This window comes from Streptomyces sp. CNZ287 (assembly GCF_007827615.1).
Genome location: NZ_VISV01000002.1, coordinates 669,781 through 689,206 on the forward strand (window position 1 = coordinate 669,781; position 19,426 = coordinate 689,206).

Genomic DNA, 19,426 nt, shown 5'->3' on the forward strand with positions numbered 1-19,426 from the left:
GCGTACGGCCGCGACCCCGAGGGCCGCGGCCGTACGCCGTCCTACCGCCGCGTCACAGCGCCGACAGCTCGGCCTCCAGGTCGTCGAGACCGAGTGAGCCCTGCGACAGCGCGGCCATGTGCCACGCCTTCGCGTCGAAGTCCGCGCCGCGCGCCTTGCGCGCCGCGTCCCGGCCGCGCAGCCAGGCGCGTTCGCCGATCTTGTAGCCGATCGCCTGCCCCGGCATCGACAGGTAGCGCGTCAGCTCGCTCTCCACGAAGTCCGCGGGCCGCCCGCTGTGCATCCCGAAGAACTCCTGCGCCAGGGCCGGCGTCCACCGCTCGCCCGGGTGGAAGGGGGAGTGGTCCGGGATCGGCAGCTCCAGGTGCATGCCGATGTCGACGATCACGCGCGTGGAGCGCATCATCTGCGCGTCCAGGTAACCGAGCCGCTGTTCCGCGTCGGTGAGGAAGCCCAGCTCGTCCATGAGCCGCTCCGCGTAGAGCGCCCAGCCCTCGCAGTTGGCGCTCACCCAGCCGAGTGTCGACTGGTAGCGGGAGAGCCGGTCCTTGACGTACACCCACTGCGCGAGCTGCAGATGGTGCCCGGGGACGCCCTCGTGGTACCAGGTGGAGACCAGGTCGTAGACCGGGAAGCGGGTCTCGCCCATCGTCGGCAGCCAGGTGCGCCCCGGGCGGGAGAAGTCCTCGGCGGGCGGCGTGTAGTACGGCGCGGCGGCGCCGCCGGGCGGGGCGATCCGCGACTCCACCCGCCGCACCGGACCGGCCAGGTCGAAGTGCGTGCCGTCGAGCGCCTCGATGGCCTCGTCCATGATCCCCTGCAGCCACTCGCGGACGGCGTCCTCGCCCTCGATGTGGGTGCCGTGCTCGTCCAGGTGCTTCAGCGCCTCCCAGGGGGTGGCGGCGCCGGGCAGGATCTTCGCTGCCTCGGTCTTCATCTCGCCGAGCAGCCGGTGGTATTCCGACCAGCCGTACGCGTACGACTCGTCCAGGTCGAGGTCCGCGCCGTTGAAGAAGCGCGACCAGCGGGCGTAGCGCTCGCGCCCGACGACGTCGGGCGAGCCGGCCGCGGCGGGCGCGTACACATCGCGCATCCAGTCGCGCAGCGCGCTCACCGCGGCGGTGGCCTCGCCCGCGGCCGCGTCCAGCTCCCCGCGCAGCGACTCGGGCCCGGCGGCGGTCAGGTCGCCGAACCAGCCGCGCTCCCCGCCCGACCACTCGGTGAGCTGGCCGACGAACGTCGCCGTCGCCCGCGGCCCGCCGAACAGGCCCTTGTCCACGCCCGCGGCCAGTGACCGCCGGTAGCCGTCGAGCGCCGCCGGGACCGCGCGCAGCCGGGCGGCGATGTCCGACCAGTCGTCCTCGCCCGCGGTCGGCATCAGCGTGAAGCACTCGCGCATCAGGTGCACGGGGGAGTGGATGTTGCTGACGGCGCGCAGGCCCTCGTCCGCGTCGTGCACGGCGAGTTCGGCGCTCAGCCGCTCCCGCAGCAGCCGCGCGCAGCGCCGCTCCGCGTCGCTGTCCGCGCCGGGCTGCCGCTCCGCCTCGTCCAGGGCCGCAAGGGTGGCGCGGCCCAGCTCGGCCACGGCCTGTTGGCCGTCGGGGGAGAAGTCGGGGAGAGTCCGGGAGCTCTCCGGCACGCCGAGCATCGTGCCGCTGATGGGGTCGAGGTCGATCAGGTCGTCGACGTAGGCGTCCGCCACCTGCCGGGGCATTCGCTGGTTCGTGGAGTCGGGCATGCGGGCCATCCTCGTACACGGGGGCGGGTGCCGTCATCACCAAAACGGCCTCGTGCCCTACGGCGGCAGCAACGGCCCGCACTCCCAGTGCTGGAAGACCAGCCGCGTCTCCACCCGGGCCACCTCCCGGTGCGAGGTGAACTCGTCCAGCACCAGCCGCTGCAGGTCCGCGGCGTCCCGTACGGCGACGTGCAGGAGGTAGTCGTCGGGCCCGGTGAGGTGGAAGAGCGCGCGGGACTCGGGCAGCGAGCGGACCCGCTCGACGAAGGGGCCGATCAGGTCGCGGCGGTGCGGGCGGACCTGCACCGAGAGCAGCGCCTCCAGGCCGCGCCCGAGGCGCGCGGGATCGATCGCGAGCCGGTGGCCGGTGATCACACCGGCGCGGCGCAGCCGGGCCACGCGGTCCAGGCAGGTGGAGGGCGCGACGCCGACGGCGGCGGCCAGATCGCGGTTGGTGGTCCGGGCGTCGTTCTGCAGCACCCGCAGAATCTCCAGGTCCACCGGATCGAGAGCGGGTGAATCGGGCATCGGCCGAACGTAGCACGGGCATCGCCCGCCCGCGCCCGTACGAGCTTCAGTATCGGGGCATGGAGACCCCGACGCGTTCACTCGCCACCGAGGCCGTGCACGCCGGGCGCGAAGACCTCGCCGCCCTCGGCCTGCACGCCGCCCCGCTCGATCTGTCCACGACCTACCCGTCCCCGGACAGCAGGGGCGAGGCCGCCCGTATCGACGAGTTCGCCGCCACCGGCGCCCCGCTCGAAGGACCGCAGGTCTACGGCCGGCTCGGCAACCCCACCGTCGCCCGCTTCGAAGAGGCCCTGGCCCGGCTGGAAGGCACCGAGTCGGCCGTCGCGTTCGCCAGCGGGATGGCCGCGCTCAGCGCCTGCCTGCTGGTACGCGCCGGCCTCGGGCTGCGGCACGTCGTCGCCGTCCGGCCGCTCTACGGATGCAGCGACCACCTGCTCGACAGCGGGCTGCTCGGCACCGAGGTGACCTGGACCGACCCGGCCGGCGTCGCCGACGCCCTCCGCCCGGACACCGGCCTGGTGCTCGTCGAGACCCCCGCCAACCCCACGCTCGCCGAGACGGACCTGCGGGCCGTCGCGTACTCCTGCGGCTCGGTCCCGCTGCTCGTCGACAACACCTTCGCCACCCCCGTCCTGCAGCGCCCCGCCGAGCACGGCGCCCGGCTCGTGCTGCACAGCGCCACCAAGTACCTCGGCGGCCACGGCGACGTGATGGGCGGCGTCATCGCCTGCGACGAGGAACTGGCCGGCGCCCTGCGCCGGATCCGCTTCGCCACCGGCGGTGTGCTGCACCCGCTCGCCGGCTACCTGCTGCTGCGCGGCCTGTCGACCCTTCCGGTACGGGTACGGGCCCAGTCCGCCACCGCCGCGGAACTCGCCCGCCGGCTCGCCGGCCACCCCGCGGTGACCCGGGTGCGCTACCCGCGGCTCGGCGGCGCGATGGTCGCCTTCGAGGTGCGCGGCGACCCGCACGCGGTCATCGGCGCCGTCCGGCTGATCACCCCGGCGGTGAGCCTCGGCAGCGTCGACACCCTCATCCAGCACCCGGGTTCGATCAGCCACCGCATCGTCGACCCGGCCGACCGCCGCTCGGGCGGCATCGGCGAGCGGCTGCTGCGGATGTCGGTCGGCCTCGAGGACGTGGACGACCTGTGGGCGGACCTCGGCGCGGCGCTCGACGCGGCCGGGGAGCCGGACCCGGCCGCGGAGGCGGGCCGGGCCGCCGTCAGCGCGGTCCGGCGGGACCCACCGCGGAGGTGAGCCGCTCGTCGAGGCGCGCGGTGACGACGAGCGTGGCGCCCTCCACCTGGTACTCCAGCGGGACGCCCGCCTTGCGCAGGGTGGCGTCCATGGCGGCGTCCAGCGACCGCGTCACCACGTACACGCTGCCGTAGCCCATGCCCGCGGCCGTCGTCAGCAGCCGGCGCAGCAGGTCGGTGCCGAGACCGCGGCGCTGCCAGGCGTCCTCCACGAGCACCGCCAACTCGGCCTCGTCGTCGTCCCACAGCAGGTGCCCGAGGGCGACCAGCAGGCCGCCGGCCGTCTGCACCGCCAGCGTCCGGCCGAAGTGCGGGCTCAGCAGGTGCCGCAGATAGCCGTCGGCCTCGTCGGGCGGGCCCTGGTAGCGCATGGCCAGGGTCCGCCGGGAGCAGCGCCGGTGCAGCGCCAGCGCGGCGTCGTGGTCCCCGGGCCCGGCCTCGCGGACCGTGAGGGGGCTGGCCGCCCGCGGCCCCGGCGCGTCCCGGCGGCGCGGCGGGCGCGCCCCCGGACGGCGGTCCGTCACGGGGTGGGCCCTGCCACCCGCCCGGAGGACGGCGGCGATCGTGTACGGACCGGGCGCCGCGGACGCGCGCCGCGGGCCGTGCCCCCTCGGTGCGGTGTGATCGGCCATGAACTCCAGCTTTCCGGACGGGTATTGCGTGATCAAGAACGAGCTGTGACCGGATGGTAAAGGGTGAATCGGACCTATGAGGGCAGTTTTCAGCCGACGTTCGCGAGCCGCCGCAGCACCCGGCCGCAGCGCCGCGCGTACCCGCGCTGGAAGACGCCGAGGAGCGGTCCCATGGTTGCCACCCACCGCGCGGCCGGACGGCTGTACGCCGTGACGGTGAGCCAGACGGCGCCGTCGTCCGCCCACTCCACGACGAACGCCTCCTCACCCGTCTCCGGGTGCCCGGGCAGCGTTCCGTACCCGAACCCGCCGCGCCGCTCGCCCCGTTCCGCCCACACCACGCGGCAGGGCGCGAGGATGCGCAGCGGCCGCCGGCCGAGGCCGACGACGAGCCGCACGCCGGGCGCGGCGCGCGGCCCCTCGGCGTCGATGGTGACCCCGACCGCCCGGTGCATCCGGAACGTCAGCACCGCCTCGGTCGCCGCCCGGTACGCCGCCGGTCCTGCGCCTATGCGGGTGCGTACGGCGAAGGAGTCGAAGCCCGCGGGACTGCGGCCCTCGCGGGTGGCGCCGACCGGGGCGTACGTGAGGTCGTCCACGCCCCGCAGCGTACGCGCCGGCCGGCGACGCAGCCCCGCGGGGCGTCCGCGGACGCTCCGGCTCAGCTCCCGCACAACCGCTTCAGGCCCGGTCGCTGCCGCAGGGCCGGGAGACCACCACACGCTCGCGGTCGCTGATGTTCTTGTGCACTGCCCTTGCGGTCGCCTCCTCGATCGGCCCGCATATCCCGGTCTATCTGCCCGAAAACGGCTACATCAGCCTCAACGTGCCCCTGACCCGGGCCCGGGCCGGGAGCTTCAGCACCCGCACCACCCATCCGCACTACCTGGGGCTGCTCGCCCAGGTCACACAGGCGATCGGCATGCCCAACCGCCTGGTCAACCCCTATCGCCTGAAGACGAAGGGCGAGATGCTCACCGGCAGCCGTAACCAGCCTCTTCTTCGCGAACTCGCACCGCACAGCATCTCCTGCTCGCGTCCGGAGGCCGCCCGGTACGCCGAGCGGCCCCGAGGAAACTGCGGCTACTGCTTCCCCTGCCTGATCCGCCGAGCAGCGATGGCCCGGGCCGGCTGGGATCGGGCCGAACACTACGCGTGGGACGCATTGACCGATCCTGCACTCCTCGATCAGGGCTCCGACCGCAGCGCCGGCCTGCGCGCCGTGCCGGCCGGCACCCGACCCGGCCGACCCGCGAACGGCATCCTGCGCAACGGCCCACTGCCGCGCGGCGAGCACCAGGCGTTCATCGATGTCTGGCGGCGCGGGGGCAGAGAGATCCGCACCTGGATCACGGCCGGCGCCCACGGGCAACTGGCCCGGCTGCTGGAGCGGCACTCGTGACCCCCCTGCTGGACAGCCACTGCCACCTGACCGGCTACAGCGATCCCGTCGCCGTCCTGCGCCAGGCCACTGACGCCTCAGTCGATGTCGTGGCCGTCACCGAGGATCCCGGTGAGTATCGGCTGCTACGCACCCGACTCGGCCGACGACCCGGCGTCCACGCCGCCCTGGGCATGCACCCGCTACGAGCCCGCGACTTCGCCCCCGCAGACCTGGCGCGCTTCCTGCGCATGCCGCCCGAGGCCACCTGGATCGGCGAAATCGGCCTCGACTACTCCCCCACCGGACGCAAAACCCGCCGCGCCCAGCTCAGGGTCTTCGAAACCGTGCTCGCCGATCCCCGCGCCCGCGCCCTGCCCATGACCGTCCACAGCCGCGGCGCCGAAGAGGACACCATCTCACGCCTAGCACAAGCCAGCGCCGCGGCGGCAATCCTGCATTGGTACACCGGCCCTCTAGCCCTGGTCGATGAAGCCCTGGCCGCAGGACTGTGGTTCTCCATCAATCCCGCGATGACCGCATCGGCCAAGGGCCGCACTCTGATCGACGCCGTTCCCGCCGACCGTATCCTTCTGGAGACCGACGGCCCCTTCGCCCGCCAGGGCAGACGACCAGCCCGCCCGGCAGATCTTCCCGCCTCGCCACCCAGTGGGCTCTCACTCCCGAACACGCCACCCGCCAGCTCCACGACAACCAGCTGCGCTTCCTGCAAATCCGCTGATGCAACCCGGCTAGCGGCACAAGCGGACGCTCCCGTATCGCCACATGCCAACGCTCACCGAACCCGATCTCTGCTCACGAAAGATGACCAGACCTGAGCAACACTCGCTGTACCTGATAAACCACCAGATCACAGTCCTCGACAGCCTCCCCCGAGGCACGGCATGCGGTAAGTCTGGGCGGCCGCTGATGGGGTCAAGCTCCACCACGGAAACCGATCAGCCCAGGCCAGCGGGTCTATCCCGGCGACGCCTGCGCCGGTCCTCGCGGCGGCATGTCGCCGCGGAGCCCCGGTCCGCCCGGCCGATGCGGGTCAGCGGCTGGGGGTGTGGCGGGCGCGGAAGGCGGCGGCTTTGACGCGGCTTTGGCAGGCGGTGGAGCAGAACCGGCGTGCCGCGTTGCGGGAGGTGTCGACGTACACGCGGTCGCAGCGGGGGGCTTGGCAGACGCCGAGGCGGCCGGCGAGGTCGCTGCCGACGGCGAGGGCGAGGGCGGTGGCGCAGCCGGCGCTCCAGCCGACGGCGAGGGTGTCGTCGGCGCCGTGGAAGTGGACCTGCCAGGGTTCGCCGGGTACGCGGTCCAGTTGGGGGCGGGCGCCGGTGGCGCGCAGGAGGGAGTTGAGATGGTCGGCGGCGGTGTCGATGCGCTGCTTCTCCACGGCTTCGAAGACGGTGCGTAGCTGTGCGGCGGTGCGGCCAAGGTAGGCCGCCGCCGCGGGGTCGACCCGGGCTTCGCCGGGAAGGGCGGTGGCGACCGCGATGGGCAGGTCACCGTCGCGCGGTGCGGTGTAGGGGCGGCCGCGGGCGGTGCCGTCCGTGAGCGTGTTCACGAGAGCGGCCGATACGTCGAGCAGCATCGCAACGTGACTGTCGAACATCACTTGACCGGTCACTCCTTCGAGGTCTAGCGTCATCACTGACGTTACCTGATTTGTCAGTGACGGGCGGTGGGTCGTGGGTGGTCTGTCCGGCGGGCACCGCTTGCCGCGTACCGTCTGGGTGCTCATCGCCGCCCGTGCGGTGAACCGGCTCGGGGCGTTCTCGCTGCCGTTCCTCGCCGTGCTGATCACAGCGCGGTACGACGCTGCTCCTGCGACCGCGGGGCTGGTGGTCGGCGTCTTCGGGCTCGCCACGATTCCTTCGCGCCTGGCCGGTGGCCGGCTGGCCGACCGGTTCGGGCGGCGCCCGACGATGGTCGCCGGCCTGGGCGGCTGCGCCGTGGCGCAGGCCGGGATCGCCGTCGCGCCGAGCCTGGCGGCCGTGGTGGGGTTCACGCTGCTGCTCGGGCTGGTCTTCGAGCTGTACGAGCCGCCGAGCCAGGCAATGATCGCCGACACCGTCGGGGAGGCTGCGCGGGTACGTGCGTACAGCCTGCTCAACGCTGCTCTCGCGGTGGCCGGGCTGGCCGCCGGAGGGATCGCGGCAGGGCTCGGCCGGTGGGATCTGCGGTGGCTGTTCGTCGCCGATGCCGTCACCTGCCTGCTGTGTGCACTGGTCGTCCGGATCGCCCTGCCCGCCGACCGGCCGCGAGCGCGCGGGCAAGGGGACGGCGCCGCGAACGTCGCGCCGTGGCGTGACCGCATGCTCCTCGCGATGCTCTTCACCGGCACGCTGTTCGCCGTGGTCTACCTGCAGATCGCGGTCACACTACCCCTCGCCCTGGCCGAACGGGGTCTGGAGCCGGCCGACGCCGGGATGCTGCTCGCGGTCTCGGCGCTCACCGTCGTCGCCGGCCAACCGTTGCTGCGCCTGGAGTGGTTGTCAGCCCGGTCCGCGCCCCCGGCCTTCGCAATCGGCGGTCTCCTGCTGGCGGCCGGCCTGACCGGGTACGCCGTGGCCGACAGCCTCAGTGCCCACGTCATCGCGACCGTCGTGTGGAGTCTGGGGGACCTGCTTCTGGTCGGCCGGGCCCTCGCCGTCGTCGCGGACCTGGCACCGCCCCGCGGCACCGGCCGCTACCTCGCCGTCTACGGCACCGGCTGGGGCATCGCCGGAGTCGCGGCACCGCTGCTCGGCACCCAGCTCCTTGAGCGCGCCGGGGTTGCCGCGATGTGGTCCGTCATGGCCGGTCTCTGCGTGGTCCTGGCGGTCGTCCAGCCTGCCGTCGCCCTGGCAGCCGGCCGCCGGGTGGCGGGCGGCGGGCCCCCGGTGCCCGCGGCGCCGTCTGAGCGAACTCTTTCGTGACTTCGTACATGTCGTCCGCACTTCGCCTCACGGATGCGGCGTGCCGCGGTCGCACGGGCCTCCACGGTGGTGATCGGGACGAGGACGTCGACGAAGGCGCCGGCGTCGACCTGGGCGAGTTGGTTGCTCCAGGCCCCGTGCGGGATGCGGATGTTCTCGTTGTCGGAGGCGACGGGCCAGTGTCGTGTCTCTGCGAGGACGGTCAGGGTCAGGTCGGCTCCCGCCCGGATCTTCTCCAGACCGCGCAGTTGTTGGTCCGTCACGCTGGTCTCGAGCGTCAGCGTCGTCGTGAACGGCTTCAGGCCGATGGGACCCGGAGCGTGCAGGACTCCAACCCAACTCGCGGGACCGGGCAGGCCGGACGTCCAGAGGTTGCCGGAGACGAGGAACGGCGCGTCTTCGGTGTATTTGTCGTGGGCTGTCACCTCGAAGCCCAGGACGAGGCGGTGTACCTCCCATCCCTGCAGGAGGCTGGCGTTGTGCTGCGTGCGGATGTTGACGGTGTAGTCGCTCGAGCCGAATCGGAACTTGGCCATCGTTCCTCGCCTGGTTCAGGTCTTGTCTGATGGTGGCAGGACCCTCCGCCCCAGCGGCAGCAGTTTTCAGGAGGTGAGCGGGTTCTCCCGGGCCGGGATCCTTCACGGGGCGTCGTCGGGCGTCACGTACGCGGCGTCTTTTCGGCGTCAGCGACGTATCCGCCAGGGCGGGCCATCGTGGTAGAGCCCCGTCGCCTCGGGTGGTGATGGCCCGTCGTAATGGAGGCGACAGCTTGCACGTGCTGGCGAGATCCCTGCCGTATGGCATGGGAAGTCAGGCAGATGATCAGCGATCAGGAGTACGTGGCGAGGATCCGTCGCCATCGACCAAGTGCACTCATGCCGCTCATCGCGCTGGTATGGGCGACGTACAGCCTGGGTGCGTGGCGGAAGAGCCGGAGTACCTTCAAGTACGTGCCCTGGGCGCTGGCCGACGTTGCCCGTGTGTCCCTGGCCTGCGGCAACGAGTTCCGAAACGACGCGTCTGGACAGGATCTGGAAAGGATCCTGGAGATGTACACACGGCTGGACGACCACTTTGTCCGGGAGACTGCCGATCTGGGCCAGACCGCACGGGCGCACGCCGTGTCCAGAGCTCAAGGCTCGCGAGGAAGAAGGCGTCACCGTGCGGCAGCTCGTCCGTCGAGGATCTCGAACCCGGCGGGGCCGTGAGAGCAGAACGTGCGAGGACCGGCCGGCACTCAGCGCCACCGGTCTTTTCAAAGACCTCGCATGGTCGGAGGTGTCGTAGGGGTCACCACGGCACCGACCGGACCACACACGTCCTGCCCCAGCCCCGGGGCCCATCAGAGATCCAGACCTCTAACTACTGTCGAATGAGAGGTGTCGGCGACGCGGGACCGCTTGCATAGCCGGTCTGACCTGCGGTGCAACCGGCCCTCCCCGCGGGCCGTCTGCACCCGTCGGCGCACCGGGTCCGCGCACCGGGTCCGCGCACCGGGTCCGCGCACCCCTCGGTGCGCCGGTCCGCGCCCCCCTCCACGCACCCGCCGCCGGCGGCGGGACCCGAGCATCAGCCCCTTGGCGGCCTTGAGCCCTTTGCGCCGGCCGAACTCACCCAGCAGGGCGGCGACTTTCTCAGGGTCCTCGACGACCGTCGGGACGGCGCCGTGGTCCTGGCCCCGGATGCGCAGCCGGACGGCGGACCCTTGGCGCATGCTGGGGATCCAGCCGAGCTGGGAGGACATGGCGAGCACCGTGCCGGGATCCCAGTCGAAGTAGCCGATGGGGTCCGTGAATTCGCGGCCCGTCCTGTGGCCCTTGTACGTGAGCAGCATCAGGCGCTCGCTCAGCGGCTTGTGGAAGCGGGAGGCGAGCAGCGGCCGTACGACCTTGTTGGCGGCTCGGAAGAACTTCACCATGGGTGGCCTGGCCGTGTTTGCCGCGGGCGTGCCGGAGGTGCTCACCAGATGCCGCCGGGGACGGTGTGGACGATCTCGGCCTGGTCGCGCTTGGTGTAGGCGTCCCAGTAGTGCTCGGCGATGGTCTCGGGCTCGGTGCCGGGACCGCTGCCGATGAACACCCCGATCGCCACGTGCGCGGCGTGCACCCCGCTCTCGGCGAGGTCGACGCCCAGGGCCATGGCGTAGTTGCGCAGGGCCGCCGCCGCGACGCCGACGCTGCCGAACGCGCCGCCCAGCGGCCGGACCGAGGAGGCGCCCGTGGTGAACAGCAGCGTGCCACTGCCGCGTTCGAGCATGGCGGGCAGCACCTGACGGACCGCGGCAACCGCTCCGTACAGGTAGTAGTCGAGCTGCTTGTGGAGGTCCTGCGCCGTGGCGTCGACGGCGGCGGCGCCGGCGAACGTGGGGTCGGCGGGTGAGTACTCCAGTAGGTCGACGGCCCCGAACCGGTCGGCGACCGCGGCGAGCGCGGACTGCAGCGAGTCGGGACGCGTCACGTCCGCGGCGAAGCCCGCGGCCTCGATGCCCTCATCGGCGAGCTGTGCGGCGAGCGCGTCGAGCTTGTCCTGGGTCCGGGAGACCAGGGCGACCTGGAAACCCTCCCTTCCGAAGCGGCGGGCGATGGACAGGCCCAGGCCGGGGCCTGCCCCGATGACGGCGAGGACGGGCATGGCTGGTGCTCCTGTGGTCGGACGGGCTGAATGGATGAGGCGCACCTCCCGCCACGACAGCGGTCAGGGCTGAAAGTCGAGGGCAGCCTCATGTTTTTGGATCGTAGCAGAGAATATGAGGCATGCCTCCGGTTGGTAGCCTGAGTGACATGGCCATCGACCGTCCGTCCGCCTCCGCCGGGAACCCGGCCCCTGTCCGCCCCCTGCGGCGCGACGCGCAGCGCAATCGCGAGGCCCTGCTCACCGCGGCCCGCTCCTGCTTCGCCGAGCAGGGCATGGAGGCACCCCTGGAGCAGGTGGCCAAGCGGGCCGGGGTGGCCATCGGCACGCTGTACCGGCACTTCCCCACCCGACTGGACCTGGTGCAGGCGACCTTCGCCGAGAAGCTGGCCGTCTGGCGGGAGGCCGCCGAGAAGGCCGTCACCATGGATGACGCCTGGGCGGGGCTGTGCCACTTCCTGGAAACCATGTGCGAACTCCAGTCACAGGACCGGGGGTTCAACGACCTGGCCTCCATACGGTTGCCGGAGAGCGCCTGCCTGGCGGGCGCCCAGACCCGCATCCGCGAACTCGGTGTACACATCGTCGAGCGTGCGCAGGAGCAGGGCAGCCTGCGCCCCGACCTCACCCCCGAGGACCTTGCCTTCGTCATCTGGTCGCACAGCCGCGTCACCGAGGCCACCCACGCCATCGCCCCGGACGCCTGGCGCCGCCACCTTTACCTTCTGCTCGACGGCTTCCGAACCGACCGCGCCCACCCGCTACCGGCGCCGCCGCTCACCGAGGAGCAGCTGTACCGCGCCATGATCAGCCTCGGCGGAAACGGGGCCTGCGGCGCCTGACCGTCGGGACGCGCGTTGCCTCAAGGCGCCGCGGGGAGCCCCTTCCCGGCGACCAGGCCGAGCCGGTACGCCTCCGTCCCCGCGAGCAGAGTTCGCGGAGGCGTTCGGTGACCTCCGCGTGCACCGGCGACACAGCGTGCGTCTCGAAGGCCGCGTGCTGGTCTCCCTGCCGACCCTGCTGGTGGCCTTCGCCCGCTACAGCCGCGACGGCAGTCTGGGGATGTTCCCGAACCTGGTGCTGATTCCGCTGCTGGCCGTGATCCTGCTCGTCTCCGCGATCAAGCTCGCCCGTCACGACTGACATCGGGCGGTAGCACAGCACCGCATTGCGCAACTTCTGATAGCCGGAACTACCAGCATCGGCGCCGCACGGCGCGACGGTGCGGGTTACAGCATCTGCTGGATCCACCAGAAGATCAGGCCGGTGAGTCCGGTGCCGAGGCCGTAGCAGAGGCCGTGGAGCACTGAGCAGGTATAAGCAGCCCCGCCGGAAGACCCCCGGCCCTGGCGGCTGTCGAGCTACGCATGTGCAAACCCCTGCGAGGAACTGCCCACTCTGCGAACGGTCCCCTCCGCTTTACGCCCACCTGGCCGCGCTGCAGCGGGTGTTCCGGACCGTGGTATCGCCGCGCGGACCCGGGCGACGCGTGCACGTACCCCTCCGTCCGGCGTCGGGACCCGGCGGTCTCAACGCTGAGCAGGTGAATGCATAGGCCGCGTCGCTCGGTGCGGGTGGGAGTGCGGCGCGGGCTGGTGCGGGGGCGGCTGGGGCGGTCGGCCATGCCCGCCTCGCCACACAGTTGGTATCGGCTGGCCCAGCGCTGGGCGGTGGTCGGCGAGACCTGGAAGCGTTCGGCAGCCCGGCGCAGGGTCCAGCCGTCCTCGATCACGCAGCGGGCCAGACGCAGCCGGCCGGTCTCTCTCAAGGGGTGCATTACGGTGTGGCACGAGGGCCTTTCTGTTGGTGTCGACGTCGCAATCCACACCGAACCGGAAGGCCCTTACCTCATCAAGATCCCTCAGCCGAGACCTGGCTCACCGTCCACAACCTCCCGAGACAGAACAGCTAGCCGGCCATTCGGGCGGTCACGGGGCGGTGAGGGCATCGGCTTCGAGGGCCAGCAGGAGATCCAGGCGTCCGGTAAGGGTGGCGGTGTCGCGGCCGGTCAGCTCGGTGATGCGGGCAAGCCGTTTGTAGAGGGAGTTGATGTGCAGGTGCATCACCCGGGCCGCGGCAGAAGGGCTGGCCTGATGCTCCAGGAACGTGCGCAGGGTGTTTTCGAGCCGGCCTTCGTGTGCGGCGTCGTAGTCGCGGAGGGCGCCGAGGACGGCGGTGAGCTGGTGGAGGGTCTGGGGGTCGGCCCGGCTGAGAAGCGTGTGGTACGTCGGGAGGTCGGTCAGGCGGGCGACGGTGAGATGGCGGCTGGTCTGCGCGAGGACGGCGCTCGCGCGGCGGGCTTCGAGCACGGCGGTGCGCAGGTGACCGGGGCTGGTGACCGGCCCACCGACGCCGACGACGCTGCCGTCGGGGAGGAGGGGCGGCCGGCGCTCCCGGGCGAGGTCGGCGCCGGTGACCTGGCGGCACCAGGCAGGCAGGGCCTCTGCGGGTCGGCGCCAGGTGCAGACGGCGACGACATCGGCATGACCGGCGGCGACCACGGCGGGGATTCCCTGGTCCTGGAGTGTGGTGCGGGTGGCGGCGGCGAGGTCCGTCACGGGGACGCCGGCCCGGCTCGTGACGGCCAGCGCGGCCAGAGGCTGGGCGGGGTCGATGCCGAACGCGACGAGGCGACGGGTGAGGGTGACGGGGGACTCCACGCCGGAGACGACCATGTCGACCAGTTCGCTGGCGAAGCGCTCCTCGCTGGCCCGGACGGCCTGTCGGCGGGCGATCTCCATGGCCAGGTAATGGGCCGCCTGGCTGAGGGCCTGCTGCTGGGGCTCGGTGAGGCCGGCGGCGGGGCGCAGGCAGAGCAGCGCGGCCTCCGGGTGGCCGAGGGCGCCGACGGGCAGCAGGGTGGCGGTGGCACCGTCCGCGATGGCCAGCTCCATGGGCGGCGGAGTGCGCGTGAGGGCGGTGGCGGCGATGTGCGCGTCGTCGGCGCCCGGGGCCGCGTCCGCGCTGTGGGCGAGGACGGCGCCGGTGCGGTCGACGACGGCTAGCGGCAGCTCGAACTCGCGGCGCAGAACGCGCAGGACGCCCTCGGCCCCCGCGCCGGCGGAGAGGGCGTCGGTGAACGCGGTGCCGCGGCGGAGGGTCACGGCGAGGGGCGTCTGCTGCTCCGTGGCGCGGATGTCGGAGGCGGCCTGGGTGACGGCGGTGAACGGGACGTCGATGGGCAGTTGAAGCAGGGGCAGGCCAGCCGCACGGCAGGCGTCGGTCAGCGCGGCCGGGGTGTGGGGGGTGGCGTCGCGCAGGCCGAAGACGATGCCGGCGGCGCCGGCGGCGAGGCAGTGGTCCACGAACTCGTCCGGTGGGGTCGTCGGCAGCCACAGCCCGTTGGTGAGGACGAGCTCGGTGCGCCCGACGTAGCCGGACGGGTCGGGCAGTTCCGTGTTGTGGAGCCAGGCGATCTCGGCGTCGAGGACGCCGGGCGGGCCGGGAACGAGGACGGCCAGCCCCAGTCGAGGCAGAGCGGCGAGGGCGCTGATGGTGAGCACGGTGGGTATTCTCCCACCCCCAAGCCACCCAAAGGGGATGTCTCGCCACTGGGGACCACAGGGGCGCCGGGTGTTGGGTGTGGGCCTGGTCACTGCACATGAGCCACGCCCCGGAGGTCAGCATGACAGCGCAGAGCCCGCCGCACGCCACCGTCCAGGCGGAGCCGCCGCCCGCGTTCGACGTACACGGGGTGGAGCCGATCCCGGAGCACGGACGTGACTCCTCGGCACGCGACCAGTGGTGGATCTGGGTGGGCGCCAACGTGGCACCCATAAACTGGGTCCTCGGCGCACTGGGGATATCCCTGGGCCTGAGCCTGCTGGAGACCCTGGTGGTCATCGCAGCCGGGAACGCCCTCGGGTGCGCAGTGTTCGGCGCGTTCAACCTCATGGGGCACCGCACCGGAGTCAACCAGATGGTGCTGGGTCGGGCGGCCTTCGGACAGCGCGGGGCGATCATCCCCGGGGTGGTCCAGGGGGTGCTGACGATGGGCTGGGTCGGGGTCAACACCTGGGTGATCCTGGACCTGGCGATCACGCTCCTCGCCAAGCTGGGCGTCCACGGCGGCGACGGGCTGAAGTACCTGGTGGCCGGGGTGATCATGGCCCTGCAGCTCGGGCTGGCCGTCTTCGGGTTCTACGCCATCCGAACGTTCGAGAAATGGACGGTGCCGGCGACGGTGGCGGTGATGGCCGTGATGACGGTGCTGTCGCTGACGCAGGTGGACGTGCGCTGGGGCGGCGGCAGCGCCGAAGGGGGCGGGGAGACGTTCACCGCGGTCACCCAGCTCCTGACCGCGATCGGGGTTGGCTGGGGTGTGAGCTGGGTGCCCTACTCGGCCGACTACTCCCGGTTCGTCGCCCCCGGCGTGCCCGGGCGGCGGGTGTTCTGGGCCACCGCACTGGGCATGTACGTGCCCACGGTCTGGCTGGCCGCCCTGGGAGCCTGCCTGGCCAGCGCGGGCAAGGGCGGGGACCCCTCCCACCTGGTGGTCGCCGCCTTCGGCGCGATGGCCCTGCCCGTACTGCTGCTGATCATGCACGGCCCGGTCGCGACCAACATCCTGAACCTGTACTCGTGCGCGCTGGCGGCGCTCAGCATCGGGGTGCGCTTGGCGCGGTGGAAAGTGACGCTGCTGGCGGGCGTGGTGGCCACCGGCGTGCTCCTGGTCTTCATGCAGTCCGATTCCTTCGCCCAGTCCTTCGACCACTGGATGGTGTCGATCCTGGTGTGGATCAGCCCCTGGGCCGGGGTGATGATGACCGAGTTCTTCGTCCTGCGCGAGGGCCGGATAGACGTGGCGTCCCTGTACACGGCAGACGGGCCGCGGTGGCGCGGGCGGGCGCTGGTCGCGCTGGGCACCGGGATCGCGGCGGGCTGGTGCTGGCAGTACGGACTGGTGTCCGCGATGCAGGGGCCGCTCGCCCGTGCGCTGGGCAACACCGACTTCTCCTGGCTGGCCGGCGGGCTGGTCGCCGGCGGCCTGCACTTTCTTCTGGCCCGCCGCGAGGAACGCGCGGCGGGCCGCGCGTCGGCGGTGGCCGGGACCACGCGGTGAGCACGGTCCCGGCCACCGCCGACGGCCCACCGACGGCCGCGGCCGAGGAGGCGCTGCGAAGGGCGCAGGCTCCGGGTGCGCGGGAGACCGTCATCACGCTCACCGCGGACCGCGCCCGGCGGGAGGCGAGACTCGGAGCCGACCGGCACCGCAGCGGGTGCCCGGCCGGGCCGGTGGACGGGCTGACGGTCGTCTACAAGGACAACATCGACGTGGCCGGCACCGTCACCACCGCCGGGTCCCGCACCCGGGCCGACCTGCCTGCAGCCGTCCGGGACGCCGCGGTGGCCCGCCGCCTGTCGGCCGCCGGGGCAGTCACCGTCGCCAAGGTGAACCTGGCCGAGTTCGCCCTCGGCGGGCTGGGCACCAACGCGCACTACGGAACGCCCCGCAACCCGCGTCTGCCCGGCGCGGCGCCGGGGGGATCCTCCTCCGGCGCGGCCGTGGCGGTGGCCGCGGGCATCGCGGAGATCGGCGTCGGCACCGACACCTCCGGCTCCGTACGCGTGCCCGCCGCCCTGTGCGGTCTGGTGGGCTGGCGGCCGTCGCGAGGCCGCTACCCCCGCGCGGGAGTCCTGCCCCTGGCGCCCTCCCTGGACACCGTCGGGCTGATCACCCGAACCGTGCCCCGGCTGCTGGCCGCCGACGCCGCCCTGCGGCCGGACCGGGCCCGTCCGGCGCCGGTCCGGCCGTCGGAGGTGACGCTGGTGGTGCCCGACGACGCCGACGTGCCGGAGATGCCGGACCCGCCGGTCAGGGCCCGGTTCGAGCTTGCGCTGACCGCCCTGGAGCAGGCCGGGGTGCGGATCGTCCGCCGCGCAGTGGGCGCGCTCACCTCCGTACGGCTCCTGCAGGAGCGGTACGGGCCGCTGGTGGCGCACGAGGCGGCCACCACGCTGCCGGGGCAGTTGACCCGCGGCGGGGAGGCGCTGCTCGACCCGCGGGTGCGCGAGCGCCTGGAGCAGTCCCTGGCCATCGCCGATCCCGCCGCCCGCCGTGCCCTGCTGGCGCTGCGGGCTCCGTCGCAGAAGCGCCTCGACCGGGACCTGGAGGGCGCGTTGCTGGCCGTCCCCACCACCCCCTGCACGGCTCCCGCGCTGGCGGACGTCGCCCGCGCCGAAGCCTGGCACCGCTTCAGCGCCCGGCTGCTCGCCACCACCATGCTCGCCAGCTTCCTGGACCTGCCGGGCGTCTCCCTGCCCATGGGACCGGCCGGCGGGCCGCCCACCGGGCTGCTGCTGTCCGGCCCGCCCGGCGCGGACGAACGGGTGCTGGCGGTCGCCGCGTGCCTGGCTCCCCACCTCACCCCGAACAGGCGGCCCCTCGTCGGCACGCCTCCACCGGAGCACCGCTCGGGTGTCCGATCCTCCCCCGAAAGCCGCTGAAGAGTGGTCTTTCCTCCCTCGATACCGACTCACTCGCCTGCTGGAGTTACCTCCATGACATCGACCATCGTCGCGTCCCTGACCGTCCCCGCGCGCGGAGCTGAGGCGTTCCACATCGCCACCGGTCAGCGCATGCGCATCACGGACCCGGAGGGCGGCCAGGTCGGCGACCTGTTCGCCTACTCCGCCGACGACCCGACGGAGCACCTCAGCGCTTCCCACACACGGGCGGCGACCGCCCGCCTGTTCCCAGCACCCGGCGAGCAGTTCTTCACCACCCGGCGCCGTCCGATCCTCACCCTGGTCGAGGACACCTCCCCAGGCCGGCACGACATGCTCATCCCGGCCTGCGACCCCGAGCGGTACCGCGCACTGGGCGCCTCCGGGCACGCGTCCTGCGCGGAGAACCTCTCCACCGCGCTGGCCCGGCACGGAATGTACGCCGACACCGTGCCGCAGCCGGTCAACGTCTTCATGGACGTACGGCCGACCGCGCGCGAGTTGACCTGGCACGCCGCCTCCACCCGGCCGGGCGACGCGATCACGTTCGAGGCGGCCATGGCCTGCCTGGTCGTGCTCTCCGCCTGCCCGCAGGATCTCGCCCCCGTCAACTCCGGCCCCACCACCGCGCTGTCGGTGACGGTGCTCGCCGCCGACAGTCCCACCCCGGTCGGCGGCTGACGTCCGGACCACAGCCCACCGCGGCGGATCCACACCGCCGCAGACCACCGTTCACAGGAGCGTTCACCATGCGGGACCACCCTGCCCTGACCCCCGTCCAGGTGGCCGGCGCCACCCTGCCCAACCGGCTGGCCGTCGCCCCCATGACCCGCGTGTCCGCCGCCCCCGACGGCACACCGACCGCGCAGATGGCCGACTACTACACCGAGTACGCCCGCGGCGGCTTCGCGGTCGTCCTCACCGAGGGCGTCTACACCGACTCCCACTACAGCCAGGGCTACCTCAACCAGCCCGGCATCATCTGCGCCGAGCACGAGGAGGGGTGGCGGATCGTCGCCCGGGCGGTACGCGACGCCGGAGCGCTGCCCCTGATGCAGCTCATGCACGCCGGAGCACTCTCCCAGGGCAACCGGCACAGCACGCGCACTGCCGGCCCCTCACCCGTCCTGCCGCGGGGGGAGATGATGCCGGCATACGGCGGCTCGGGCCCCTGGCCCGTACCGCACCCCATGACCGCCGGCGACATCGACACCGCCGTCGAGGGCTTCGTCACCGCCGCCGACCGTGCCCGCCGCGCCGGGTTCGCCGGCATCGAGGTGCACTCCGCCAACGGCTACCTGCTGGACCAGTTCCTCACCGACTACACCAACACCCGCACCGACGAGTACGGCGGGAGCACCGCCGACCGGGCCCGGCTGACCGCCCGGGTCGTCCGCGAGATCCGCCGTCGGATCACCGACCAGGACTTCTGGGTGGGCGTGCGCCTATCCGAGGGGAAGGTCAACGACCACCACTACCGGTGGCCCGGCGGTGCCGCCGACGCCGTCGCCGTCTTCACCGCCGTCGCCGACGCCGGTGCCACCTACGTCCACATCGCCGGCGAGGGGCAGGGCTGGGCCGAGGGCGCCACCCTGGACTCCGGCGAGACCCTCACCGCCCTGGCCCGGCGCATCACCGGGCTGCCCGTCATCGCCAACGGCGGCCTCGGCGACCCCGTGCTGGCGGCCGGTGTGCTCGACGACGGCCACGCCGATCTGGTCTCCCTGGGCCGTGCCGCTCTCGCCGGCCCCGACTACCCGCTCATACTGGCCAAGGGCGCCGACCCGGCCGCGTTCGACCCCGCCATGCTCAGCCCGACCGTCACCCTCGACAACGCCGCCCGCCGTCGGCGGCAGCACCGCCGCTGAGGCTCCGATCCCGCCC

At 72.8% G+C, this 19,426-nt stretch carries 18 protein-coding genes and 1 pseudogene; 10 read left to right on the forward strand and 9 right to left on the reverse strand.

Going from position 1 to position 19,426, the window contains the following annotated elements; translation table 11 throughout:
• Positions 1-52: 52 nt before the first annotated feature.
• Both FB457_RS07085 and FB457_RS07090 read right to left on the reverse strand, forming a co-directional pair.
• Positions 53-1,738, reverse strand: a complete 1,686-nt coding sequence (locus tag FB457_RS07085; protein WP_047014364.1) for a DUF885 domain-containing protein — start codon at positions 1,736-1,738, stop codon at positions 53-55.
• A 57-nt stretch (positions 1,739-1,795) separates the two neighbouring features.
• Positions 1,796-2,266, reverse strand: a complete 471-nt coding sequence (locus tag FB457_RS07090; RefSeq protein ID WP_026277028.1) for an Lrp/AsnC family transcriptional regulator — start codon at positions 2,264-2,266, stop codon at positions 1,796-1,798.
• A 59-nt stretch (positions 2,267-2,325) separates the two neighbouring features.
• Between FB457_RS07090 and FB457_RS07095 the strand changes: the two genes are divergently transcribed.
• Complete coding sequence (locus tag FB457_RS07095; protein WP_047014363.1) at positions 2,326-3,528, forward strand: trans-sulfuration enzyme family protein; 1,203 nt, start codon at positions 2,326-2,328, stop codon at positions 3,526-3,528.
• Here FB457_RS07095 and FB457_RS07100 read toward each other — a convergent pair.
• Positions 3,494-4,159 carry a GNAT family N-acetyltransferase gene (locus FB457_RS07100; RefSeq protein ID WP_052770194.1) on the reverse strand — a complete coding sequence of 222 codons (666 nt, stop codon included), beginning with the start codon at positions 4,157-4,159 and terminating at the stop codon, positions 3,494-3,496. The genes FB457_RS07095 and FB457_RS07100 overlap by 35 nt on opposite strands.
• 89 nt (positions 4,160-4,248) lie before the next feature.
• Positions 4,249-4,758 carry a DUF1990 domain-containing protein gene (locus tag FB457_RS07105; RefSeq protein ID WP_145781205.1) on the reverse strand — a complete coding sequence of 170 codons (510 nt, stop codon included), beginning with the start codon at positions 4,756-4,758 and terminating at the stop codon, positions 4,249-4,251.
• Positions 4,759-4,901: 143 nt separating this feature from the next.
• On the opposite strand from FB457_RS07105, the gene FB457_RS07110 reads away from it, so the two are divergent.
• Together FB457_RS07110 and FB457_RS07115 are read left to right on the forward strand one after the other, a co-directional pair.
• On the forward strand, positions 4,902-5,561 hold the full coding sequence (locus tag FB457_RS07110) for a hypothetical protein (protein ID WP_186461937.1): 660 nt from the start codon (positions 4,902-4,904) through the stop codon (positions 5,559-5,561).
• Positions 5,558-6,379 carry a TatD family hydrolase gene (locus FB457_RS07115; protein ID WP_216725699.1) on the forward strand — a complete coding sequence of 274 codons (822 nt, stop codon included), beginning with the start codon at positions 5,558-5,560 and terminating at the stop codon, positions 6,377-6,379. Before FB457_RS07110 ends, FB457_RS07115 begins: the two co-directional genes overlap by 4 nt.
• 215 nt (positions 6,380-6,594) lie before the next feature.
• Here FB457_RS07115 and FB457_RS07120 read toward each other — a convergent pair whose 3' ends face one another.
• Positions 6,595-7,158 carry a CGNR zinc finger domain-containing protein gene (locus tag FB457_RS07120; protein WP_047014362.1) on the reverse strand — a complete coding sequence of 188 codons (564 nt, stop codon included), beginning with the start codon at positions 7,156-7,158 and terminating at the stop codon, positions 6,595-6,597.
• A gap of 76 nt (positions 7,159-7,234) precedes the next feature.
• Between FB457_RS07120 and FB457_RS07125 the strand changes: the two genes are divergently transcribed.
• Positions 7,235-8,464, forward strand: coding sequence for an MFS transporter (locus tag FB457_RS07125; RefSeq protein WP_486588944.1), 1,230 nt, complete (start codon positions 7,235-7,237; stop codon positions 8,462-8,464).
• Positions 8,465-9,806: 1,342 nt separating this feature from the next.
• Here the strand turns inward: FB457_RS07125 and FB457_RS35935 are convergent.
• Together FB457_RS35935 and FB457_RS07135 are read right to left on the reverse strand one after the other, a co-directional pair.
• A complete protein-coding gene (locus FB457_RS35935) occupies positions 9,807-10,382 on the reverse strand; it encodes a hypothetical protein (RefSeq protein ID WP_486588945.1) in 576 nt (191 codons plus the stop codon).
• A gap of 41 nt (positions 10,383-10,423) precedes the next feature.
• Positions 10,424-11,095 (reverse strand): SDR family NAD(P)-dependent oxidoreductase, encoded by a 672-nt coding sequence (locus tag FB457_RS07135; RefSeq protein ID WP_047014359.1) that lies wholly within the window; start codon positions 11,093-11,095, stop codon positions 10,424-10,426.
• A gap of 149 nt (positions 11,096-11,244) precedes the next feature.
• Between FB457_RS07135 and FB457_RS07140 the strand changes: the two genes are divergently transcribed.
• Positions 11,245-11,937, forward strand: a complete 693-nt coding sequence (locus FB457_RS07140) for a TetR/AcrR family transcriptional regulator (RefSeq protein WP_047014358.1) — start codon at positions 11,245-11,247, stop codon at positions 11,935-11,937.
• A gap of 136 nt (positions 11,938-12,073) precedes the next feature.
• Positions 12,074-12,238 carry a hypothetical protein gene (locus tag FB457_RS07145; protein WP_253911112.1) on the forward strand — a complete coding sequence of 55 codons (165 nt, stop codon included), beginning with the start codon at positions 12,074-12,076 and terminating at the stop codon, positions 12,236-12,238.
• A gap of 394 nt (positions 12,239-12,632) precedes the next feature.
• Here FB457_RS07145 and FB457_RS07150 read toward each other — a convergent pair.
• Together FB457_RS07150 and FB457_RS07155 are read right to left on the reverse strand one after the other, a co-directional pair.
• Positions 12,633-12,885 (reverse strand): annotated as a pseudogene (locus tag FB457_RS07150) (helix-turn-helix domain-containing protein); the annotation flags it as partial.
• Positions 12,886-13,023: 138 nt separating this feature from the next.
• Positions 13,024-14,598 carry a PucR family transcriptional regulator ligand-binding domain-containing protein gene (locus FB457_RS07155; protein WP_186461938.1) on the reverse strand — a complete coding sequence of 525 codons (1,575 nt, stop codon included), beginning with the start codon at positions 14,596-14,598 and terminating at the stop codon, positions 13,024-13,026.
• Between the two features lie 122 nt (positions 14,599-14,720).
• Here FB457_RS07155 and FB457_RS07160 point away from each other — a divergent pair, with 122 nt between their 5' ends.
• The 4 genes from FB457_RS07160 to FB457_RS07175 all read left to right on the forward strand — a co-directional run bounded on the left by FB457_RS07160 (position 14,721) and on the right by FB457_RS07175 (position 19,410).
• A complete protein-coding gene (locus FB457_RS07160; RefSeq protein WP_145781210.1) occupies positions 14,721-16,157 on the forward strand; it encodes a cytosine permease in 1,437 nt (478 codons plus the stop codon).
• Positions 16,154-17,542, forward strand: coding sequence for an amidase family protein (locus tag FB457_RS07165; RefSeq protein ID WP_186461939.1), 1,389 nt, complete (start codon positions 16,154-16,156; stop codon positions 17,540-17,542). The genes FB457_RS07160 and FB457_RS07165 overlap by 4 nt, the downstream gene beginning before the upstream one ends.
• 54 nt (positions 17,543-17,596) lie before the next feature.
• Complete coding sequence (locus FB457_RS07170) at positions 17,597-18,223, forward strand: DUF1989 domain-containing protein (RefSeq protein ID WP_047014354.1); 627 nt, start codon at positions 17,597-17,599, stop codon at positions 18,221-18,223.
• A 68-nt stretch (positions 18,224-18,291) separates the two neighbouring features.
• Positions 18,292-19,410, forward strand: coding sequence for an oxidoreductase (locus FB457_RS07175; RefSeq protein ID WP_047014353.1), 1,119 nt, complete (start codon positions 18,292-18,294; stop codon positions 19,408-19,410).
• Positions 19,411-19,426 lie beyond the last annotated feature (16 nt).

Excerpts from the sequence above, each read along its gene's own strand:
- FB457_RS07085 (WP_047014364.1), bottom strand. The coding sequence starts at position 1,738 with ATGCCCGACTCCACGAACCAGCGAATGCCCCGGCAGGTGGCGGACGCC.
- FB457_RS07090 (WP_026277028.1), bottom strand. The coding sequence starts at position 2,266 with ATGCCCGATTCACCCGCTCTCGATCCGGTGGACCTGGAGATTCTGCGG.
- FB457_RS07095 (WP_047014363.1), top strand. The coding sequence starts at position 2,326 with ATGGAGACCCCGACGCGTTCACTCGCCACCGAGGCCGTGCACGCCGGG.
- FB457_RS07100 (WP_052770194.1), bottom strand. The coding sequence starts at position 4,159 with ATGGCCGATCACACCGCACCGAGGGGGCACGGCCCGCGGCGCGCGTCC.
- FB457_RS07120 (WP_047014362.1), bottom strand. The coding sequence starts at position 7,158 with ATGTTCGACAGTCACGTTGCGATGCTGCTCGACGTATCGGCCGCTCTC.
- FB457_RS35935 (WP_486588945.1), bottom strand. The coding sequence starts at position 10,382 with ATGGTGAAGTTCTTCCGAGCCGCCAACAAGGTCGTACGGCCGCTGCTC.
- FB457_RS07135 (WP_047014359.1), bottom strand. The coding sequence starts at position 11,095 with ATGCCCGTCCTCGCCGTCATCGGGGCAGGCCCCGGCCTGGGCCTGTCC.
- FB457_RS07140 (WP_047014358.1), top strand. The coding sequence starts at position 11,245 with ATGGCCATCGACCGTCCGTCCGCCTCCGCCGGGAACCCGGCCCCTGTC.
- FB457_RS07160 (WP_145781210.1), top strand. The coding sequence starts at position 14,721 with ATGACAGCGCAGAGCCCGCCGCACGCCACCGTCCAGGCGGAGCCGCCG.
- FB457_RS07170 (WP_047014354.1), top strand. The coding sequence starts at position 17,597 with ATGACATCGACCATCGTCGCGTCCCTGACCGTCCCCGCGCGCGGAGCT.
- FB457_RS07175 (WP_047014353.1), top strand. The coding sequence starts at position 18,292 with ATGCGGGACCACCCTGCCCTGACCCCCGTCCAGGTGGCCGGCGCCACC.